At 65.0% G+C, this 17,122-nt stretch carries 14 protein-coding genes and 1 pseudogene; 1 reads left to right on the forward strand and 14 read right to left on the reverse strand.

From position 1 onward, the window contains the following. Positions 1 to 120 precede the first annotated feature (120 nt). Positions 121 to 1,259 (reverse strand): IS3 family transposase gene (locus tag ACODSP_RS13550; RefSeq protein WP_488966100.1). Its coding sequence is split into 2 segments (ribosomal slippage): positions 121 to 1,004 and positions 1,004 to 1,259, totalling 1,140 coding nucleotides; the frame shifts between segments, so codons are not numbered across the junction. Positions 1,260 to 1,313: 54 nt separating this feature from the next. On the opposite strand from ACODSP_RS13550, the pseudogene ACODSP_RS13555 reads away from it, so the two are divergent. Further along, positions 1,314 to 1,858: pseudogene (locus ACODSP_RS13555) on the forward strand (IS5 family transposase); the annotation flags it as partial. A 47-nt stretch (positions 1,859 to 1,905) separates the two neighbouring features. On the opposite strand, the gene ACODSP_RS13560 reads toward ACODSP_RS13555, so the two are convergent. The 13 genes from ACODSP_RS13560 to ACODSP_RS13620 all read right to left on the reverse strand — a co-directional run bounded on the left by ACODSP_RS13560 (position 1,906) and on the right by ACODSP_RS13620 (position 17,103). Continuing rightward, on the reverse strand, positions 1,906 to 2,547 hold the full coding sequence (locus ACODSP_RS13560) for a GntR family transcriptional regulator (RefSeq protein WP_488966101.1): 642 nt from the start codon (positions 2,545 to 2,547) through the stop codon (positions 1,906 to 1,908). A gap of 89 nt (positions 2,548 to 2,636) precedes the next feature. Next, on the reverse strand, positions 2,637 to 3,512 hold the full coding sequence (locus ACODSP_RS13565; protein ID WP_488966102.1) for a proline iminopeptidase-family hydrolase: 876 nt from the start codon (positions 3,510 to 3,512) through the stop codon (positions 2,637 to 2,639). A gap of 5 nt (positions 3,513 to 3,517) precedes the next feature. Beyond that, complete coding sequence (locus tag ACODSP_RS13570) at positions 3,518 to 4,345, reverse strand: carbon-nitrogen hydrolase family protein (RefSeq protein WP_488966103.1); 828 nt, start codon at positions 4,343 to 4,345, stop codon at positions 3,518 to 3,520. Positions 4,346 to 4,430: 85 nt separating this feature from the next. After that, positions 4,431 to 6,383, reverse strand: a complete 1,953-nt coding sequence (locus ACODSP_RS13575; RefSeq protein WP_488966104.1) for a PepSY domain-containing protein — start codon at positions 6,381 to 6,383, stop codon at positions 4,431 to 4,433. Further along, positions 6,380 to 7,045, reverse strand: a complete 666-nt coding sequence (locus ACODSP_RS13580) for an RraA family protein (protein WP_488966105.1) — start codon at positions 7,043 to 7,045, stop codon at positions 6,380 to 6,382. Before ACODSP_RS13580 ends, ACODSP_RS13575 begins: the two co-directional genes overlap by 4 nt. Beyond that, on the reverse strand, positions 6,948 to 7,775 hold the full coding sequence (gene eutC / locus ACODSP_RS13585; protein WP_488966106.1) for an ethanolamine ammonia-lyase subunit EutC: 828 nt from the start codon (positions 7,773 to 7,775) through the stop codon (positions 6,948 to 6,950). The genes ACODSP_RS13580 and eutC overlap by 98 nt, the downstream gene beginning before the upstream one ends. Continuing rightward, complete coding sequence (locus ACODSP_RS13590) at positions 7,772 to 9,169, reverse strand: ethanolamine ammonia-lyase subunit EutB (protein WP_488966107.1); 1,398 nt, start codon at positions 9,167 to 9,169, stop codon at positions 7,772 to 7,774. The genes eutC and ACODSP_RS13590 overlap by 4 nt, the downstream gene beginning before the upstream one ends. A 19-nt stretch (positions 9,170 to 9,188) precedes the next feature. Beyond that, positions 9,189 to 10,277 (reverse strand): ABC transporter ATP-binding protein, encoded by a 1,089-nt coding sequence (locus tag ACODSP_RS13595; protein ID WP_488966108.1) that lies wholly within the window; start codon positions 10,275 to 10,277, stop codon positions 9,189 to 9,191. After that, positions 10,270 to 11,982, reverse strand: coding sequence for an ABC transporter permease (locus ACODSP_RS13600; RefSeq protein ID WP_488966109.1), 1,713 nt, complete (start codon positions 11,980 to 11,982; stop codon positions 10,270 to 10,272). The genes ACODSP_RS13595 and ACODSP_RS13600 overlap by 8 nt, the downstream gene beginning before the upstream one ends. Before the next feature lie 197 nt (positions 11,983 to 12,179). After that, positions 12,180 to 13,298: an ABC transporter substrate-binding protein gene (locus ACODSP_RS13605; protein WP_488966110.1), complete on the reverse strand. Its 1,119-nt coding sequence runs from the start codon at positions 13,296 to 13,298 to the stop codon at positions 12,180 to 12,182. A gap of 10 nt (positions 13,299 to 13,308) precedes the next feature. Then, a complete protein-coding gene (locus ACODSP_RS13610; RefSeq protein ID WP_444732324.1) occupies positions 13,309 to 14,073 on the reverse strand; it encodes an HpcH/HpaI aldolase family protein in 765 nt (254 codons plus the stop codon). Further along, on the reverse strand, positions 14,060 to 14,917 hold the full coding sequence (locus tag ACODSP_RS13615; protein ID WP_488966111.1) for an alpha/beta hydrolase: 858 nt from the start codon (positions 14,915 to 14,917) through the stop codon (positions 14,060 to 14,062). The genes ACODSP_RS13610 and ACODSP_RS13615 overlap by 14 nt, the downstream gene beginning before the upstream one ends. A 74-nt stretch (positions 14,918 to 14,991) precedes the next feature. Then, positions 14,992 to 17,103, reverse strand: a complete 2,112-nt coding sequence (locus ACODSP_RS13620; protein WP_488966112.1) for a TonB-dependent receptor — start codon at positions 17,101 to 17,103, stop codon at positions 14,992 to 14,994. Positions 17,104 to 17,122 lie beyond the last annotated feature (19 nt).

Below are 17,122 nucleotides of genomic sequence, written 5' to 3' on the forward strand. Positions count from 1 at the left end.
GTCCCGCAAGGTCTGACGCTCCATGCCGCTTTGCTCCGCCGCCTCCGTCCGAGACCTGCCAGAGCTGGTCCCCGGTGAGCGGACAGTTTTTGTTCGGCGTTAAGCTTGGTCCTGATCAGTTCACGCCGCCAAACACAGTCTTTCCGCCCCTCGCCTGTATGCCTCCTCCGGTGTTTGTCCCCCGAGCGCGGAATGCGGGCGTTGGTTATTGTAGTATTCAATCCAGCGTCCGATCCCGGCCCTGGCCTCGCTGCCGGCCTCGAAAGCGTGGAGATAGACGCATTCGTATTTCAGCGACCGCCAGAGCCGTTCGATGAACACATTGTCCATCCAGCGGCCCCTTCCATCCATGGAAACCTTGATACCGGCATCGGTCAAGATGCCGGTGAATTTCGGGCTGGTAAATTGGCCGCCTTGGTCGGTGTTGAAGATTTCCGGCTTGCCGTGCCGGGTCATGGCCTCCTGCAAGGCCTGCAGGCAGAAATCGATGTCCATGCTGTTCGACAGTTTCCAGGCCAGCACCCTACGCGATGCCCAGTCCATCACGGCGATCAGGTACAGAAAACCCCGTCGCATGGGAATGTAGGTGATGTCCGTACACCAGACATGGTCCGGCCGGTCGATGGTCAGGTCCCGCAGCAGGTAGGGCCAGATCTTGTGCTCGGGATGGGGAACGCTGGTCTTCGGCCGCTGATAGATGACGGCCAACCCCATCCGGCCCATCAGCCGGCGCACCCGTTTGCGATTGATGACATGCCCCTGGCGCCGCAGATGCTGGGTCATCTGCCGACTGCCGTACCAGGGTGTCTCCAGAAACTGCGCATCAATCACCCGCATCAGCGCCAGGTTCTCAGCACTCTCGCCCCGTACCGGCCCATAATAATGCGACCGGCTGATCGACAGCAGCGCGCATTGCCGGACAACCGACAAGCCGGGATGGGATCGGTCCACCATTGCCCGCCTCCGACCGGCACTCATCGACCGGAGGCCTTGCGCAAAAAATCCCGCTCCACCACCAACTGCCCGATCTTGGCATGCAGCCGGTCGATCTCGGTGCCATCAACGACTGGACTGGCATCGGCCTTGCCGGAAAACGACGATGCCATCCCTTCAATCGCCTGCTTGCGCCAAGCGTTAATCATTGTCTGGTGAACACCGTGCTTCGACACCAGTTGCGCCATCGTCAACTCGCCCCGGATCGCCTCAAGCGCCACCTTCGCCTTGAAATCAGCTGAATATCGCTTCCTCTGTCCCGTCATGTCGGTCGTCCTTCAATAAGGGCAAACCAAGCTTACCAAACTGTCCGCTCACCGGGGACCAGCTCTAAGTTGTTCGCCCAGTTGTCGAAGGAAGCGGACCTTGAATGGCTGATGATTGATTTGACGGTCATTCGCGCGCATCAGCATGCGGCTGGAGCCCGCAAGGTAAAAGGGGGGCGCATGCCCAAGGACTTGGCCGTTCCCGGGGAGGATTGAGCACAAAAATCCACGCTGGAACGGATGCGTTAGGGTTGCCAGTACGGTTGATCGCAGGACCCGGGCAACAGAATGATGCCGCCCGAGGTGAAGAACTCGTCGAGGGGCTGAAAGCCGGTGCCGTCCTGGCCGACAAGGGCTACGACAGCAACCCGCTACGACAGAAGATCAAAGATCAGGGTAGCGAAGTCGTCATTCCGCCAAGAAAGCATCGGAAGGTCTCCATTCCCTACGACAAAGACCTCTACAAGGAGCGCAATGCGGTGGAGCGCTTCTTCAACAAACTCAAGCATTTCCGGCGTGTTGCTACCCGATACGACAAGCTCCTCGTCAACTTCCTGGGCTTCGTCAAATTGGCCGCTGTCGCACTCTGGTTACAGTAGTTAAATTGTTACTACGACCTAACGGTCAAGAATTTTGACCGTTAGTATCACTCCTCCCGCCAGCGATTGAGGTGACGTTCGATCGCATGGACCAGGCCGTCGGCATCGCGGGCGCGGATCATGGCAACCATGTCGCCATGGTCACGGTTGGAGCGTTGGATGGCGGAATTGGCGCGCCAGCCGCGCACACCCGGAAGGCCGCGATGGCGCAGGGCCTTGATCTCTTCCATCATCACGCGGTTTCCACAGATGGCATAAAGCCGGTCGTGGAACTTCGCATTGAGGGCGCGCAGCAGCGGCAGGTCGGCATCTTCCATATTGGCGTCGAATTCCGCGACGATCTGGTCCAGTTCGGCTACATCATCATCGGTCGCCCGTTCCACCACGCGCCGGGCCGCCGCCACCTCCAGTACAGTGCGCGCCTCGATCAACTCCTCGCGGTCCTGCTGCGACAGGCTGGCCACGCGGTAACCGCGATTGGGGACATGTTCCAGAAGCTGGCGTGTCTTAAGGTCCAGAAGGGCCATTCTGACATCGAAACGATGTGCATCATAATTCGTTTCGATGTCGGTTTGTTTCAGCCATTCCCCAGGCCGGAACACCCCACCCAGCAGGTCCGCTTCCAGCCGGCTGACAAGGCTGGCGGCCTCGGCTTCTTTGTCCCTGGTGGTTTCCTTGGTCGTTGCCATGGTTGCGGTAGCCAATTTGTTATCTGATTTCTGCTCAACATATTAGCAGACCGCCAATCCAATCGCCAAGGGCCGGTTGTCCCGCATCCTCACCTCTCAACCGATGCCAGAAAACCTTCCAGTTCCGCGAAATAGGCGTCCGGCTCCTCATAAAACGGCATGTGGGAACTGTTCTCGAAGATGCGGATACGGCTGTCCGGCAGAGCCATATGCATGCGCAGCGAACAGGCGGGTGTCAGTTCATCATGCTTGCCGGTCAGGACAAGGCAGGGGGCCTTGATGGCGCCCATGGCGGGCACGCGGTTCCAATCCTTCATATTGCCGGTATAGGTGAATTCATTAGGCCCCTGCATGGTGACATAGGGGCCCATGTTCCAATCGGCCAGCGATGCCGTCAGCGGTTCCGGCCAGGTGCGCAGCCGGCAGACATGGCGGTGGTTCAGCAAGGTGACGGCGGCCTGATATTCCGGGTGGTCAAGGGTTCCCGCCGCCTCATGCGCCACCATCATGGTCACCGTCTCCGACCCCAGGGCCAGACGCAGGCGGTTCAGTTCGCCCACCAGATGCGGGATGTCGCAAGCGCCGTCGGCGATGATGTAGGATCGCACGGCCTCGGGATATGTCAGGCAATATTCAGTGCCGAGCCAGGTCCCCCAGGAATGGCCCAGGAAATCCACCGGCCCCAGGTCAAGCGCGCGGCGGACCTGTTCGGCTTCATCCACATAGCGTTCCAGGGTCCAGAGGCCGGGATCGGTGGGACGGTCGCTGGCGCCGCAGCCCAACTGATCCCAGCCCACGATGCGATAGCCCTTCTCCGCCAGCCGCAGATGCGGTTCACGCAAGTAGCGGTTGGGCAGGCCAGGGCCGCCATTGGCCAGGAACAAGGTCCGCTTTCCCGCGCCATGGATGTAAGCCACGACCTCGTGGCCTTCGCGCAGGGTGATGCGGCGTGTGATGGTCTGCATGGGTTTCAGGCTCCGATCCGGAACGGATTGTTGGTGACGGGGGAAGGGATGGCGGCGCGGAAGGCGGCGACCTGATCCAGGTCCAGGCTGGCCGACAGCACCCCCGGCTCATCCCCCAGCCGGCCCAGAACCCGGCCCCAGGGATCGATGATCAGGCTTTGCCCGTGTGAGCGGCGGCCAGCGTAATTGTCGCCGCATTGGGCCGGGGCCAGCACGAAACAGCCGGTTTCGATGGCACGCGCGCGCAGCAGCACCTCCCAATGCAGGGGGCCTGTCATGGAACTGAAGGCGGCGGGCACGGTGATGATCTGGGCGCCCGTCTGGGCAAGCGTCCGGTGCAGATGCGGGAACCGCACATCATAGCAGATGGCCATGCCGATCCGTGCGCCATCCGGCCCATCCGCCACCACGGCCCGGTCGCCGGGGCGATAGAAATCGCTTTCGCGGAAGCGTGACCCGTCGGGCAGGTCCACATCGAACAGGTGGATCTTGTCATAGCGGGCGGTGATCGCACCATCCGGGCCGATCAGGGCCGACCGGTTGGCCATGCGCCCATCCGCCAGCTTCACCGACACCGACCCGGCCAGCAGCCAGACCGACAGTTCCCGCGCCAGATGCGACAGCAAGATCAAGGCCGGATGCTCCCCCTCCGGCAGCGCATAGTCGCGCAGCGCCGTGAAGGAGGGGTTCAGAAAGTCGAACGCCTCTGCCAGACAGATCAGCGTCGCCCCGCCCGCCGCCGCCTGACGGATCAGCGGTGTGATGGCGGCCAGATTGTGCTGTGGGTCGGATGTCGCCGTGCTTTGCACACAGGCGACGGACAGGGGGGGCATCGCAGGCTCCATCATGGCGGAAATATATACTGCCAAAATTGGCTACCATCTACCGCATGTCAACAGGCTTCGCTGTCGGGCGGCGTTATGGCGTCAGGGAAAGGTGCAGGGTCCCGCCGTCGGCGGCGGCGCGGGAACAGCAGGTGGTCATGCGACCGGCGGCGTGGTCGTCCGGTGTCAGGATACTGTCGCGGTGGTCCACCGCGCCGGATCGCACGGTCACCACGCATTGCCCGCACAGGCCCCGGCGGCAGGAATGGGGGAGGGCGATGCCTTCGGCCAGCAGCCGATCCAGCAGGCTTTCACCGGCAGCCACGGGTATCGCCTTCCCTTCCACAATGGCCGTAAAGGCGGGGCCGCTGGGTGTGGTGGGGGCGAAGGCTTCCCAATGCAGCCGGTCGGGTGACCAGCCCAGGCTGTGGGCCGTATCCAGTGCCGCCTGCATGAAGGCATCGGGACCGCAGGTGTAAAGATGCGTGCCGGGTGCCTGCGCGGTTATCAGGGTGCGAAGATCGATGCGGCCATCCGCGGCGCTGTCATGCCAGCGCACGAAAGGGGCCAGGGGCGTGGCGGTGATGGCCCCGGCCAGGGGGCGGGCGGCGCGGTCGTGGGCGCAGACCAGCAGGGTGAAGGGCCGTCCCGTTCCCCACAAGGTCCAGGCCATGGAAAGAAGCGGCGTGATACCGATGCCGCCGGCCAATAGCAGGACGGGAGCGTTCCCGGATGATAGCGGGAAGTGCGCGCGTGGCTGTCCCAGGCGCAGATGTGACCCCACGGCCAGATGTGTGTGAATCCAGGCCGATCCGCCGGCGGAGACATCCGACAGGCGCACCGCGATCTGCCAGGAACGGCGCCGTCCGGGCCGTCCGCACAGGCTATATTGCCGGACCAGGCCATTGGGCAGATGCACATCCACATGGTCACCGGCGCCAAAGCGCGGCAGGGGCAGGCCGAACCGGTGACGCAGGGTGATGTGCAGCACGCCGGTGCCATCGCGCGACAGGGCCGCAACCCGCAGCAGCAGCGTTGTCGGCCCGCGTCGTCGTGACCAGAGATAGAGGCCTGTGGCCAGGAAACCCGGCAAGGACAGGCCGGCCAGCAGCATCAGGGCTGTGCCCGCCGGACCCAGAAGGCTGCCCGTATGCAGTGGATAGAACAGGTCCATGAACCGGTCCGCCACTGCCCGTTCCGCCGCGCGGCGGGTGCCCAGCAGGGTGCCGGTATAGCCATCAAACCAGAATTGTTCATAATCCGGGCTGTCGGCGCGGCCCAGCATGACCATCACTACCCGCCCATGCCCGCCGGGCAGGCGGATGCTGCTTGGCGCCTCCCCCTTTGCCCGGTCGATGATGCTGGATAGCGGCAACAAGGGTGTATCCGGGCGCACCGGGACCTGTGGCGATGGGCGCGGCGTGACGGGCAGTGCCGCCGTCACGGTCGGGTTCCAGGCCATACCGATGCCGGTCAGGGCCAGCAGGGCCAGGACGGGAACCAGATACAGGCCGGCGGCGCGGTGCAGGTCACGCCAGCGACGCAGGGGTGCGGCGGGCCAGCCAGGGCGGAACAGCGACCGCCAGCCGTCCCGACGGGCCGTGCGTGCCAGCAGCCAGAAGCCCGTCAGGCACAGCGCCAGCAGCGCCACGCCGATCCAGCCCACCGCCTGCTGTCCCGCCGTGCCGGCGGCCAACCGGTAATGGAACTGGAACAGCCATTCCATGGGCCAGTCACCCAGCGGCGCCAGACGCAGCACCCGCCCGCCACCTGCCGTCGCCATGAAGGCCTCCCCCGCGCAGGTCAGGTGGAAGAACAGCGGGTCGGTGGCAAGGTCGGGCAGGTCGATGCGGCTGATGGTGCAGCCGCTGGCTCGCACGGCGTCGACATTGGCGTCCAGCGCGGGGGGCGATGGGGTGAAGGCGGCGGGGTGCAGCAGGTGATTAAGGGGCTGCCGGAACAGCAGCAGCACACCGCCCAGCCCCTGGACCGCGATGAACAGCCCCAGGAACAGCCCGGCCCAGCGGTGCCAGCGCTGTACGGTCACGCCGCACCCGCGCGCCGAATGAGGTCGGAAGCGCCCGAGATATCGGCCAGCCTCTCACCCGCCGCCAACCGGGCCAGCACCAGACGTTCGCGTTCCTGAAGGCCGATGGCGCGGTCGGCGGCGGCCTCCGCCGCGTCCGGGGGCAGCGCGATGGCCCCGCTGTCATCGGCGAGGATCAGGTCGCCGGGATTGATCGCCACGCCGCCGACGCTGACCGGCACATTCATGGCGCTATCCAGGGGCAGGAATTTCGTGGTCAGGGCCGAGGGGCCCCGGCACCAGACGGGCAGGCCCGCCTTCACGATTTCCCCGAAATCGGTGGCGGGACCGTCGATGATGACCCCGGCGATACCGGCCAGCCGCGCGGCATTCGTCGTCACCCCGCCCCAGCAGGCATGGCGCGTGTCCCCGCAGCGGTCGATGACCAGCACGTCGCCGGGCCGCGCGCTGCTGACGGCATGGTGCAGCAGGGTGCTGTCAGGCCCCGCAATCCGCACCGTCACCGCCGGCCCCGCGATGCGCGCCCAGGGCAGGACGAGGCGGATGGCGGGGTCGATGAAGCCGTCATGGCGGAAATGGCCCACCGTCGCCGTCTCCACCTGCAACAGCTTGTCCAGAAGCGGGCCGGGCGGGATCGGGGGCATGGGATTGATGGTGAACATGGGGTCTGTCCCTGGTTGGTGCGGCATCCTTCAGCGCGATGCCGGTGGCCCCGATCCGCCGTCCCTCCATCAGCAGCCAGGCCAGCTTTTCCCCGGCCTGGGCAATGGAAAGCCCGTGCGGCGGGCGGATGTTGGAAACACAGTTGCGTTCGCTGTCCATGCGGCCCGGACGCGGATCGATGGTCAGATAAGCGCCCAGACTGTCGGCGGCCGACAGGCCGGGCCGTTCCCCGATCAGCATCAGGGCGAAGCGGGCGCCCATGCTGGCGGCGATGGCATCGCCCAGCGCCACGCGCGCCTGATGCGCCAGCACCAGCGGGGCCAGGGACCAGCCGGGCAGCCGGTGACGCAGATCCAGCGCCAGGGCGGCACCATGCGCCTGGGCCGCGCGGGCCGACAGCCCGTCGCCGATGATGATGGACAGGTCGAACGGCCCTGCCGGCAACCCGTCCGCCGCCGCCAGTTCGCGGCCCAGGTCGGGGCGGCGCAGATAGGTTGCGCGGTCGGGCGCCTGGCTGCGGACTGTTATCACCGGCCAGTCGCCGGCCTGCGCCGTGACGGCGTCCGCGTCCAGCGGCGTCCAGACGGCATCTCGGGCGCGGGCATGACCCAGGTCGAAATCCAGGCAGGCGCGGGTGGGCATGGCATGGCCGGCCCGGCCCAAGCCGATACGGGCCTGGGTCGCGGCCCGCAGCCGGGCCAGTGGATCGTCGGCGGGCGGCTGGTTCATGGCGTCGTGAACCTCTGATCGGCGATGGCGCGGGCCAGGGGCAGGGTGGCGATGTCGCGCGGGGCCACGCGGCCCCGCGTGTCCAGCATGCCCATGCCTTCCAGCCAGGCCTCAAACTCCGGTGCCGGACGCACGCCCAGCACGTCGCGCACATAAAGCGCGTCGTGGAAGGATGTGCTTTGATAGTTCAGCATGATGTCATCGGCACCCGGCACGCCCATGACGAAAGAGACACCGGCCACGCCCAGCAGGGTCAGCAGGTTATCCATGTCGTTCTGGTCGGCCTCGGCATGGTTGGTGTAGCAGACATCCACTCCCATCGGCAGGCCCAGCAGCTTGCCCGTGCAATGATCCTCCAGGCCCGCCCGGATGATCTGCCGCCCGTCATAGAGATATTCAGGTCCGATGAAGCCGACGACGCTGTTGACCAGCAGGGGGCGGAAGGCCCGCGCCACCGCCTGCGCCCGAACCTCCAGCGTCTGTTGGTCCACGCCGTGATGGGCGCCGGCGGACAGGGCGCTACCCTGGCCGGTTTCGAAATACATCACGTCATTGCCGATGCTGCCGCGTTTCAGCGACAGGGCGGCGTCCTGCGCCTCTGCCAGAAGGGCAAGGTCGATGCCGAAACCACGATTGGCCCCCTGTGTGCCCGCCACCGACTGGAACACCAGATCGACGGGGGCGCCGCGTTCAATGGCCTGTAAACTGTTGGTGACATGGGTCAGCACGCAGCTTTGCGTGGGAATGGCGTAGCGCAGGCGCAGATCATCGATCAGGCGCAGCAGGGCGATGGCGCCTTCCACATTGTCGGTGGCGGGATTGATGCCGATGACGGCATCGCCACAGCCATGCAGCAACCCGTCCAGGATCGAGGCGGCGATCCCCGCTGGATCGTCGGTCGGATGGTTGGGCTGCAACCGGACCGCCAGCCGCCCGCGTAGTCCGATGGAACTGCGAAAGCGCCGGACCACCCGGCATTTGCGCGCCACGGCGATCAGATCCTGATTGCGCATCAGCTTTGATACCGCCGCCGCCATCTCCGCCGTCAGGCCGGGCGACAGGGCCGTCAGGTCGCGTGCCCGTACCCGGTCATCCAGCAGCCAGTCGCGGAATTCCCCCACCGTCAGGCTGGCGACAGTGGCGAAGGCGGCCTGATCATGGCTGTCGATGATCAGGCGGGTGACCTCATCCTCCTCATACGGCACCACGGTTTCGGTCAAGAAAATCTTCAGCGGCAGGTCGGCCAGGATGTGGCGGGCGGCCACCCGCGCCTCGGCATTTTCCGCCGCGATGCCGGCCAGTTCGTCCCCCGACCGCAGGGGCGTGGCCGCCGCCAGCAGCGATTTCAGATCGGGGAAGCGGTGGCGGGTGCCCGCCAGGTCGATCCTGTACATACCCGCCCCTCCCGATCCGTCAGGCCCTGACCAGCAGCGTGTCGTCGATGGCGAAGCACAGCCAGGCCGTATCGCCCTCCACCCGCGTCTCCGTCTCCGCCATCACGACCATGCCATGGCCGCAATCCAGCGTGTAGAGCAGGCGCGCACCCAGGTACGCCCGTTCCAGGATGCGGCCCGTCAGGATATTGACCTCCGGGCCGGGCAGGGGCGGTTCCGCCGACAGCTTGACATGTTCGGGACGCACCGTCAGCAGGTTGCCGGCAGGCGGGGCGGAGGTGTCGGGCCACAGGGCCGTCAGCACATCCCCGCCCGCCAGCTTCACCCGGCAGGTGCCGGCGGTGGCGTTGCGATCCACCACCTCACCGGGCAGGAAATTGCTGGCGCCCACGAAATCGGCCACGAAGGCGTTGGCGGGGCGGCGGTAGATTTCCTCCGGGCTGCCCAGTTGCGATACGCGCCCCTTCTCCATCACCACGATCCGGTCGGACAGGGCCAGGGCTTCGGACTGGTCATGGGTGACGTACAGCGTGGTCAGGCCCAGCTGCCGCTGCAACTGCTTCAACCAGGACCGCGCCTTGATACGCAGCTTGGCATCCAGGTTGGACAAGGGTTCGTCCAGCAGCAGCAGGGAGGGGCGGAAGACCAGGGTGCGGGCCAGGGCTACGCGCTGCTGCTGCCCGCCCGACAATTCGTGTGGGTAACGGTCGATATAGGCGCCCATCTCCACCAGGGCCAGTGCCTCCTCGATCCGCGCATCCTGCTCCTTCTTCCCCACCTTGCGCAGGCGCAGGGGGAAGGCCAGGTTCTGGCGCACATTCATGTGCGGCCACAGGGCGTAGGACTGGAAAACCAGACCCAGATTGCGCTTTTCCGGCGGCAGTTCCAGGCCGCTGGCCCCATTGTAGAAGTCCCGTCCACCCACCGTAATGCGCCCGCTCGACGGGCTGTCCAGCCCGGCGATGGCGAACAGGGTCGTGGACTTGCCGCAGCCCGATGGCCCCAGCAGGGTCAGGAATTCCCCGTCGGGAACATGCAGGCTGACCTCGTACAGGGCCTGCACCGGGCCATAATGCTTGTTCAGACGATCAACGACAACCTCAGACATCTTTGTTGGTCCTCAAGCTGCGGCGCGCCAGCGTCACGAACAGGGCCGTGATGGCGAGCTGAATGACGGAGAGGGCGGCGACCGGTCCTGTGCTGCCATTGGTCCAGAAGGTCAGCATCGTCGTGCCGATGATCTCTGCACCGGGAGCGAACAGGAACACGGCGGCGGCATATTCTTTCAAGAAGGCCAGGAACAGCAGCACATAGGCCGAAAACAGCGCCGGCTTCATCAGGGGCAAGATGATCACGCGGACCGTGGTCCACCAGTCGGCCCCCACTGACCGCGCGCCCTGGTCCAGTTCGCGACCGATCTGATGCAGGGTGGGCGACAGGGCGCCGAAGGCCATGGGAATGCCGCGCATGGTGAAGGCCAGCATCAGCAGCCAGATCGTGCCCTGCAACACATGGGCGAAGGGCAGCAGCAGCATGGCCCAGAACATGCCGATACCCGCAATGATGCCCGGCATGGCGCGGGGATAGAGCGCCACGAATTCCAGGGCGCGACGGAACCGGAATTCCGACCGGTGGGCCACCAGCGCCACCATGGCCACGAACAGGGTGGCCAGCGCCCCGCCAAAGGCCGCGATGAACACCGAATTGACGATGGAGCGGCGATAGGCCTCGTACCCGAACAGAATCTCGAAATGGTCCAGCGTCAGCAGGTCGAAGGGTGACATCAGGGGGGTGAGGAAACTGGTGACCGAGCGTAGCACGATCCCGGCCAGCGGCAGCAACAGCACAAGGGCGGTGTAGAGGCTCATCAATCCGCAGACGACCCAGCCGACCCGACCGATGGGCGCCAGTTTGGGCCGCTGGGCCTTGCCGCGCACCGTGACGAAACGCTTGGACTGGCGCAGCAGCAGGCCCTGGATCACCAGCAGAATGGAAATCACGACCAGCAGCAGGGTCGCCGCCGCCCCGATCAGCCCGTAATCCGGGGTGATGGCGCCTAGCCCCTCCATATAGAGGAAGGTTGTGAAGAACTCCAAACCCACCGGCTTGCCGAATACCAGCGGAACCGCCAGCATTTCCAGCGAACCGATGAAGGTCAGCAAGGCTGCATAGATGATGGATGGCCGCATCAGGGGCAGGGACACGGACCAGAGCGCGCGCAGGGGGCCAGCACCGACGGAACGGGCCGCATCCTCCAGCGTGGCGTCGGCCATGCGGGCGGATGAGGAGCAGAACAGATAGACGACGGGTGCCTGCGACGTGCCGGCCAGCAGCCCCATGCCCAGGATCGTATACATGTCCCACAGCGGCACGCCGGCCATCCGTTCCACCGCCAGCGTGACATAGCCGGACGGGCCGTACAGGATGAACCAGGCAAAGGCCAACACCAGTTGCGACACATACATGGGCCAAAGGGTGAGGTTGCGCAGCCAGCCACGCCCCGGCATATCGGTGCGTTCCAGGAACAGCGCGAAGGCCACGCCCAGGACCGTGGCGATCAGCGTGGACAGCAGTGCCAGCAGCACCGAGTTACCCAACGCATCATGAAAGCGGGGATTGCCGAACAGCCGGACATAATTGTCCAGGCTGAACAGCGGGTCAGCCTCGTACAGCGGGCGGTCCAGCAGCGACTGCCACAGCACGGGCACCAATGGCCCCAGCACCAGGGCCAGCGTCGCCAGCGCAACCGCTGCCTGGATCAGCAGCGCCCGGTCGGGCCGGAAAAATCGGGATTGGGGTTCCGCCAGGGACATGGGCCGGTCCGGTCCTTGATGTCAGGGGGTGGGGGTAGTGATCGTTGCGTCATCCCGCTTCATCACCGTCACCCCGGCGAAAGCCGGGGCCCAGGCGTAGAGCGGCGTCTGCCGCGATAAGAGTCATGTCGGCGCTGACCGCGCCTTACACTGGGCCCCGGCTTTCGCCGGGGTGACGGTAGAGAGAGCGGCCACCCTCACCGCCGCGCCTTGAACGTGGCGTTCCAGCGGGCGATGAAGTCCTGATAATGGTCAAGCATGGTAGGGTCGTAACCGACATGGACGATCCTGTCCTCGCCCCCCAGCCGCCGTACCAGACCATCATAGGTCAGGTACGGCACCTCGTCGGGCCGGACATCGGACCGGTAGGGCATCAACCCGCCTTGAGCCGCCGCCACCTGACCATCATGCGACAGCAGGTAATCTAGCATCAGCCGGGCACTGGCCGGGCTGCGGCTGCCGGCGGTGACGGCCATGCCGCGCGGCACCAGCACCGTTCCATCCTTGTCCAGGGTCCAATCCACGATCTCTGACCGGCCCTTGGTCGCCATCTGCGGCCAGACGGTGACAGCAGAGACATTGAAGCCGACCAGATATTCGCCCGTCGTGACCTTTTCCATCATCGCGGCCCCACCGCTTTCCACCCGCACGGCGGGCGAAAGGCGCTGCATCAGGTCCCAGCCACCGGGGCGTCCGCTGGTGATGGCGGCCCAATGGACGGCATAGGCGAGCGCATGGGCGGCGGCGTCATAGGTGGTGACGCGCTTGCGGAACTTCAGCGGATTTTCTGTCGCCAGAGCCGCCAGCCGGTTCAACCCGTCGGGATACTGCTCCGGCTTCAGCAAAAGCTTGTTGTAGATCATCACCATCGGGTCAGCCGACAGCGTGTAGAGGCCGGGCAGGGGCCGGCTCCAGGCCGGCAGGCTGGCTTCTTCCCGGCTGATATGGGCGCCGATACCGCCCTTGGCCGCGAAGCGCATCCAGGCATCAGGGGCGCTGGACACGATAAGGTCGGCCGAGGGCCGGTTGACGGAGGTTTCGGCGTAATAACGCTCGAACACTTCCGACGGGCCCATGTCCAGGCAATTGACCTTGATCCAGGGGTACAGCGCCTGGAACCCGCGCAGCAGGGGGCGCCAATTATACTCGGCCATGATCGAGTAGATCAGCAGGCCGCCTTCGGCCTTTGATGCCGTGACCGGATCATCGGCGCGGGCCATGCCCGGCAACAGGGCGGCGGCGGCGATGCCGGCCATGACCTGCCGGCGCGGCGGCATCGGGGGGGAAGGGGCGGCTGGTGATCGGTCCTTCATCATCTCTCCCCCTTCAACCCGTCTGGCCCAGGGCCAATCCGGCCCCCCGGCGCAGAAAGGTGACATCGGCGCCCAGGGTGACGAAGCCATAACCACGGTCGAACATCATCTCCGCCGTCTGGCCCGGCAGCGTGGTTCCACCCAGGGCCAGCCCCGCCTCCAGAATGCGCCGTTCCGCCGCTTCCAGAACAGCCTTGAATGCGGGGGCGTCATATTGTCCGGGCACGCCGGCGCTGATCGACAGGTCCAGCGGCCCGATGAACAGCATGTCGAGGCCTGGTACCTTCGCCATCTCCGGGATGGCATCCACGCCCTTTACGCTTTCGATCAGGCCGATGGTCAGGGTTTCCGCCTCCCCGAATTCCGCCACCTCCCAGCTCCAGGCACCCCAGCCGGCGGCGCGGGAGACGGTGTAGTGCGCGCCCCTTATACCGTGCGGGGGATAGCGTGTGGCCTTCACCAGCCGGTCGGCGGCATCCGCACTTTCCAGATTAGCGGCCAGCAATCCTTCGGCACCGGCATCCAGAAGGTGCCGGACGGGGGCAGGGTGATTGTCTGGCAGGCGGGCCAGGACCGTGGTGCCGGTGCCCGCCATGGCCCGCATCTGATGGATGGCGGTTTCCAGCCCGCCCGGTGAATGTTCATGGTCGATGATCAGGGCATCGAAGCCCAGCGGGGCCAATGCCTCGGTCACGGCGGGGCTGCCCATGAACAGCCAGGCCCCGCGCGCCGGTCGCTTTTCCCGCAGCAGGCGCTTTAAGCGGTTAGGTCGAAACATCGCCACCCCCTTCCGCCGCCAGCCCGTTCAGGAAGGCGATGGCGGCCCCGACCAGGGCGTCACGGGAATGGCGGAACCCGTCCAGAATGTCCAGCCGCACATCAATGCGATTGTCCGCCAGATTGGCGGCCAGCGTATGCAGCCGTTCGACCCGCGTCGCCCCGGCATCGTTGGCGCCTTCCATCCAATGGCGGGAGCCCGGCGTGTGGGTTATTTCCCAGGTGTCGGTATCATCCGACCCGACGGCCAGATGCACCCGGACCTTCCGCATGGCGTCCAGGTCCAGCGGCACGCCGAACCGTTGCTCCATATCGGCCACACCCAGCCACCAGAGGCGGCCCGTATCCAACAGCGTCGGCGAACCCGGCGCCCCGACCGACACGGCACGCAGCCGGCCGGGATGCAGATAGAGGAAGCGATGGGCGAAATGCGCCCCACCGGAGAAGCCGAACAGGTCGAACCGCCCGGCATTGATGCCATAGCGCGCCGCCACCTCCGCCACCATGTCCAGCAACAGATGGTCGAAGCGGATGCCCTGGTATTCAATGTATTTGTAATTGTCCCGTTCCTGCGGCTCGCCGATCCCACAGGGGAACAAGGGGGCCAGGATGATGCTGCCCGTTGCCTCGGCATAGGGGATGAACAGGTCCCGCAGCGCCTGATTGCCACGGTCCGTGCCATGGACCGCCGCCAGGATGCGCCCGCCCGCCGGGTTTTCCACCAGCCGGGAAGGTACATAAAGGCAGTAGGAGAAGCGCTGGTCGATACGGCAGGCCGTTGCCGGTGTCCTGCCGATATCATAGGGCGTGAAGCCCCGTTCCGCGCCGTTCACGGGCAGAGTCATTCTTGTCATCCATGTCGGGAGGGATCGGCCCGGTGCCGGGGTGCGGACAAAGCCGCAGGACCGGGACAGCCGGATCAGTATTCCGCAGACATCTTCAGGAAGAGGGTACGGCCCTCCGCCTTGCTGTACAGCTGGTCGCGGTTGATCATCTGGGACGTGACGGAATAATAGTCGTTGTTGAACAGGTTGTTCACACCGACCGTGAACAGCAGGTTGTTCATGCTGTACTGGGTGGACGCATCGACACGCGTCACGGGACGCACGCGGCCCGTGTAGAAATCATTGATCCTGGCAGTGGGGAACTTGTTGCGCGAACCGGTGCGGTTCACCTGCAAACGGCCTGTCCAGTCAGCGGTGAATTCCTGTTCCAGCCAGGCATTATACTGTTCCGGCCCGATGCGGCGCCCGGTCAGGGGGGTGTCGACCTTGCCGTCATGATTGGCGTCGCGCTTGCCCTCCGACCAGGCGAAGCTGCCGCCCCAGCTTGTGCTGTCGCCGATCTTGCCGCTCAGGGTAGCCTCGATGCCGTGGATGCGTTCCTTCTCGCGCAGGGTCGCGGCCTCGGTCGGGTTCACGGTGTCGATCACGAAATCGGTGCCGTATTTCGACTTGCTGATGAAATAGGCGACCGTGTAGCCGATATCGAGGACCGATCCGCGCAGGCCGATTTCGTAGTTATTCACCAACTGCGGCTTGGGATCGAAATTGTCCAGATTGCGTGCCGTCACGCGGCGCAGGGGCGCGCCGATATCGGGGATGGAGAAACCCTGGGAGAAGCCGCCAAAGACTTCTGCTTCGGGCAGGATATGCAGTGTGCCGCCGATATTGACCGGCGTGGCGCTGTAATCCAGTTCGCCCGCCGCCACCTTCACATTGGTCAGCCCGGCCACGAAATCATCGATCTTCATCTTGAATTCGTCATGCCGGATGCCGGCACGCAGGGTGAACCAGTCGGTGACCGGCACGTCCAGCTGAATGAAGGCCGCATAGTTCATCTGCTTCAGCGGCGGCGTGAAGGTGCGGCCATCGCCCGGCTTGTTGGTCAGCGGGATCAGCGGCTGTTCGGTGGTGTCACGGGCAATGTCGAAGCCCCAGAGCGCGGTTCCCCCGTCCAGAGCCCAATCATCCAGCTTGGTGGTGAAATCGGTCTGCCAGCCGATCTTTTCCGAGGTGATGGTGGTCTGGGTCCCGCCCAGGCGCGCCGCATCGAAGGAAAAGACGCTGTAATTTTCCAGATAGTAGATCTTGCTATTCAGGGCAGAGCCGAGAATGTCGCCATTCTCATAAGCCAGGGACGAGATGGTGTTGCGGTTTTCCGGGTCCAGGGCGCGGGGATCGGCCATGCCCTTGATCGCCGTTTCCTTGATGCCCCTGGCGATATTGCCGCTGACCGTGACGTAGTTGGTGTCCTGCTTCTGCTGGTAGTAATTGACCATCGCTTCGATGCGCTGGTCACCGAAGGAATAGCCCAGCTTGGCGAACAGGTTATAGATATTGCTGTCGGCGATGCCGCCGAAATTGTGCGGATCGGGCGCCAGGCGGTCGCCATCGGCATCGAACTGGCCGTTCACCCGCTCATACGAACCGTTCAGGTTGACATCGAAACCACCGATGGCGCCCGACGCACTTTGCGAAATGCTGGGCCGTGCGCTATCGGCCAGATGCTCTGTCGACAGGCTGGTCCCGATCTCCGTCTTGAAACGGAATTCCTGGGTCGAGGGCGCGTCCTTGGTGATGTAATTGACGATGCCGCCGGCACCACCCTGACCATAAAGGGCCGAGGCGCCACGGATCACTTCAATCGAGCCGATGACGGATGGGGAGATCAGGCGCAGATCGCGGCCACCGTCACGCAGCGGGTTGGACACGGGGATGCCGTCGATGAAGACGCGCAGGGGACGACCGCGCAGGCTCTGTTCGACATTCGCGGCGGTGCCGTTGGAGGCGGCGATGCCGGGCACCATGTTGGACAGGACCGACCCGATATCAGCCGTCGTCGACAACTGATCCTCCAGATCCTTGCGGCCCACGACGGTGTAGGAACCGGGGAAGGTCTCAATCGTCGCGGACAGGCGCGACCCGGTGACCACAATCTCTTCCAGGGCCATGTCCTGGCCATGCGCGGCGGGTACCATCGCAGCCCCTGCCGCAACACCCAGCAGCATCAGCCGCTTCAAATTCCTCATGTGCAGTACTCCCGTGTCC

This window comes from Niveispirillum sp. FG156 (assembly GCF_057809555.1).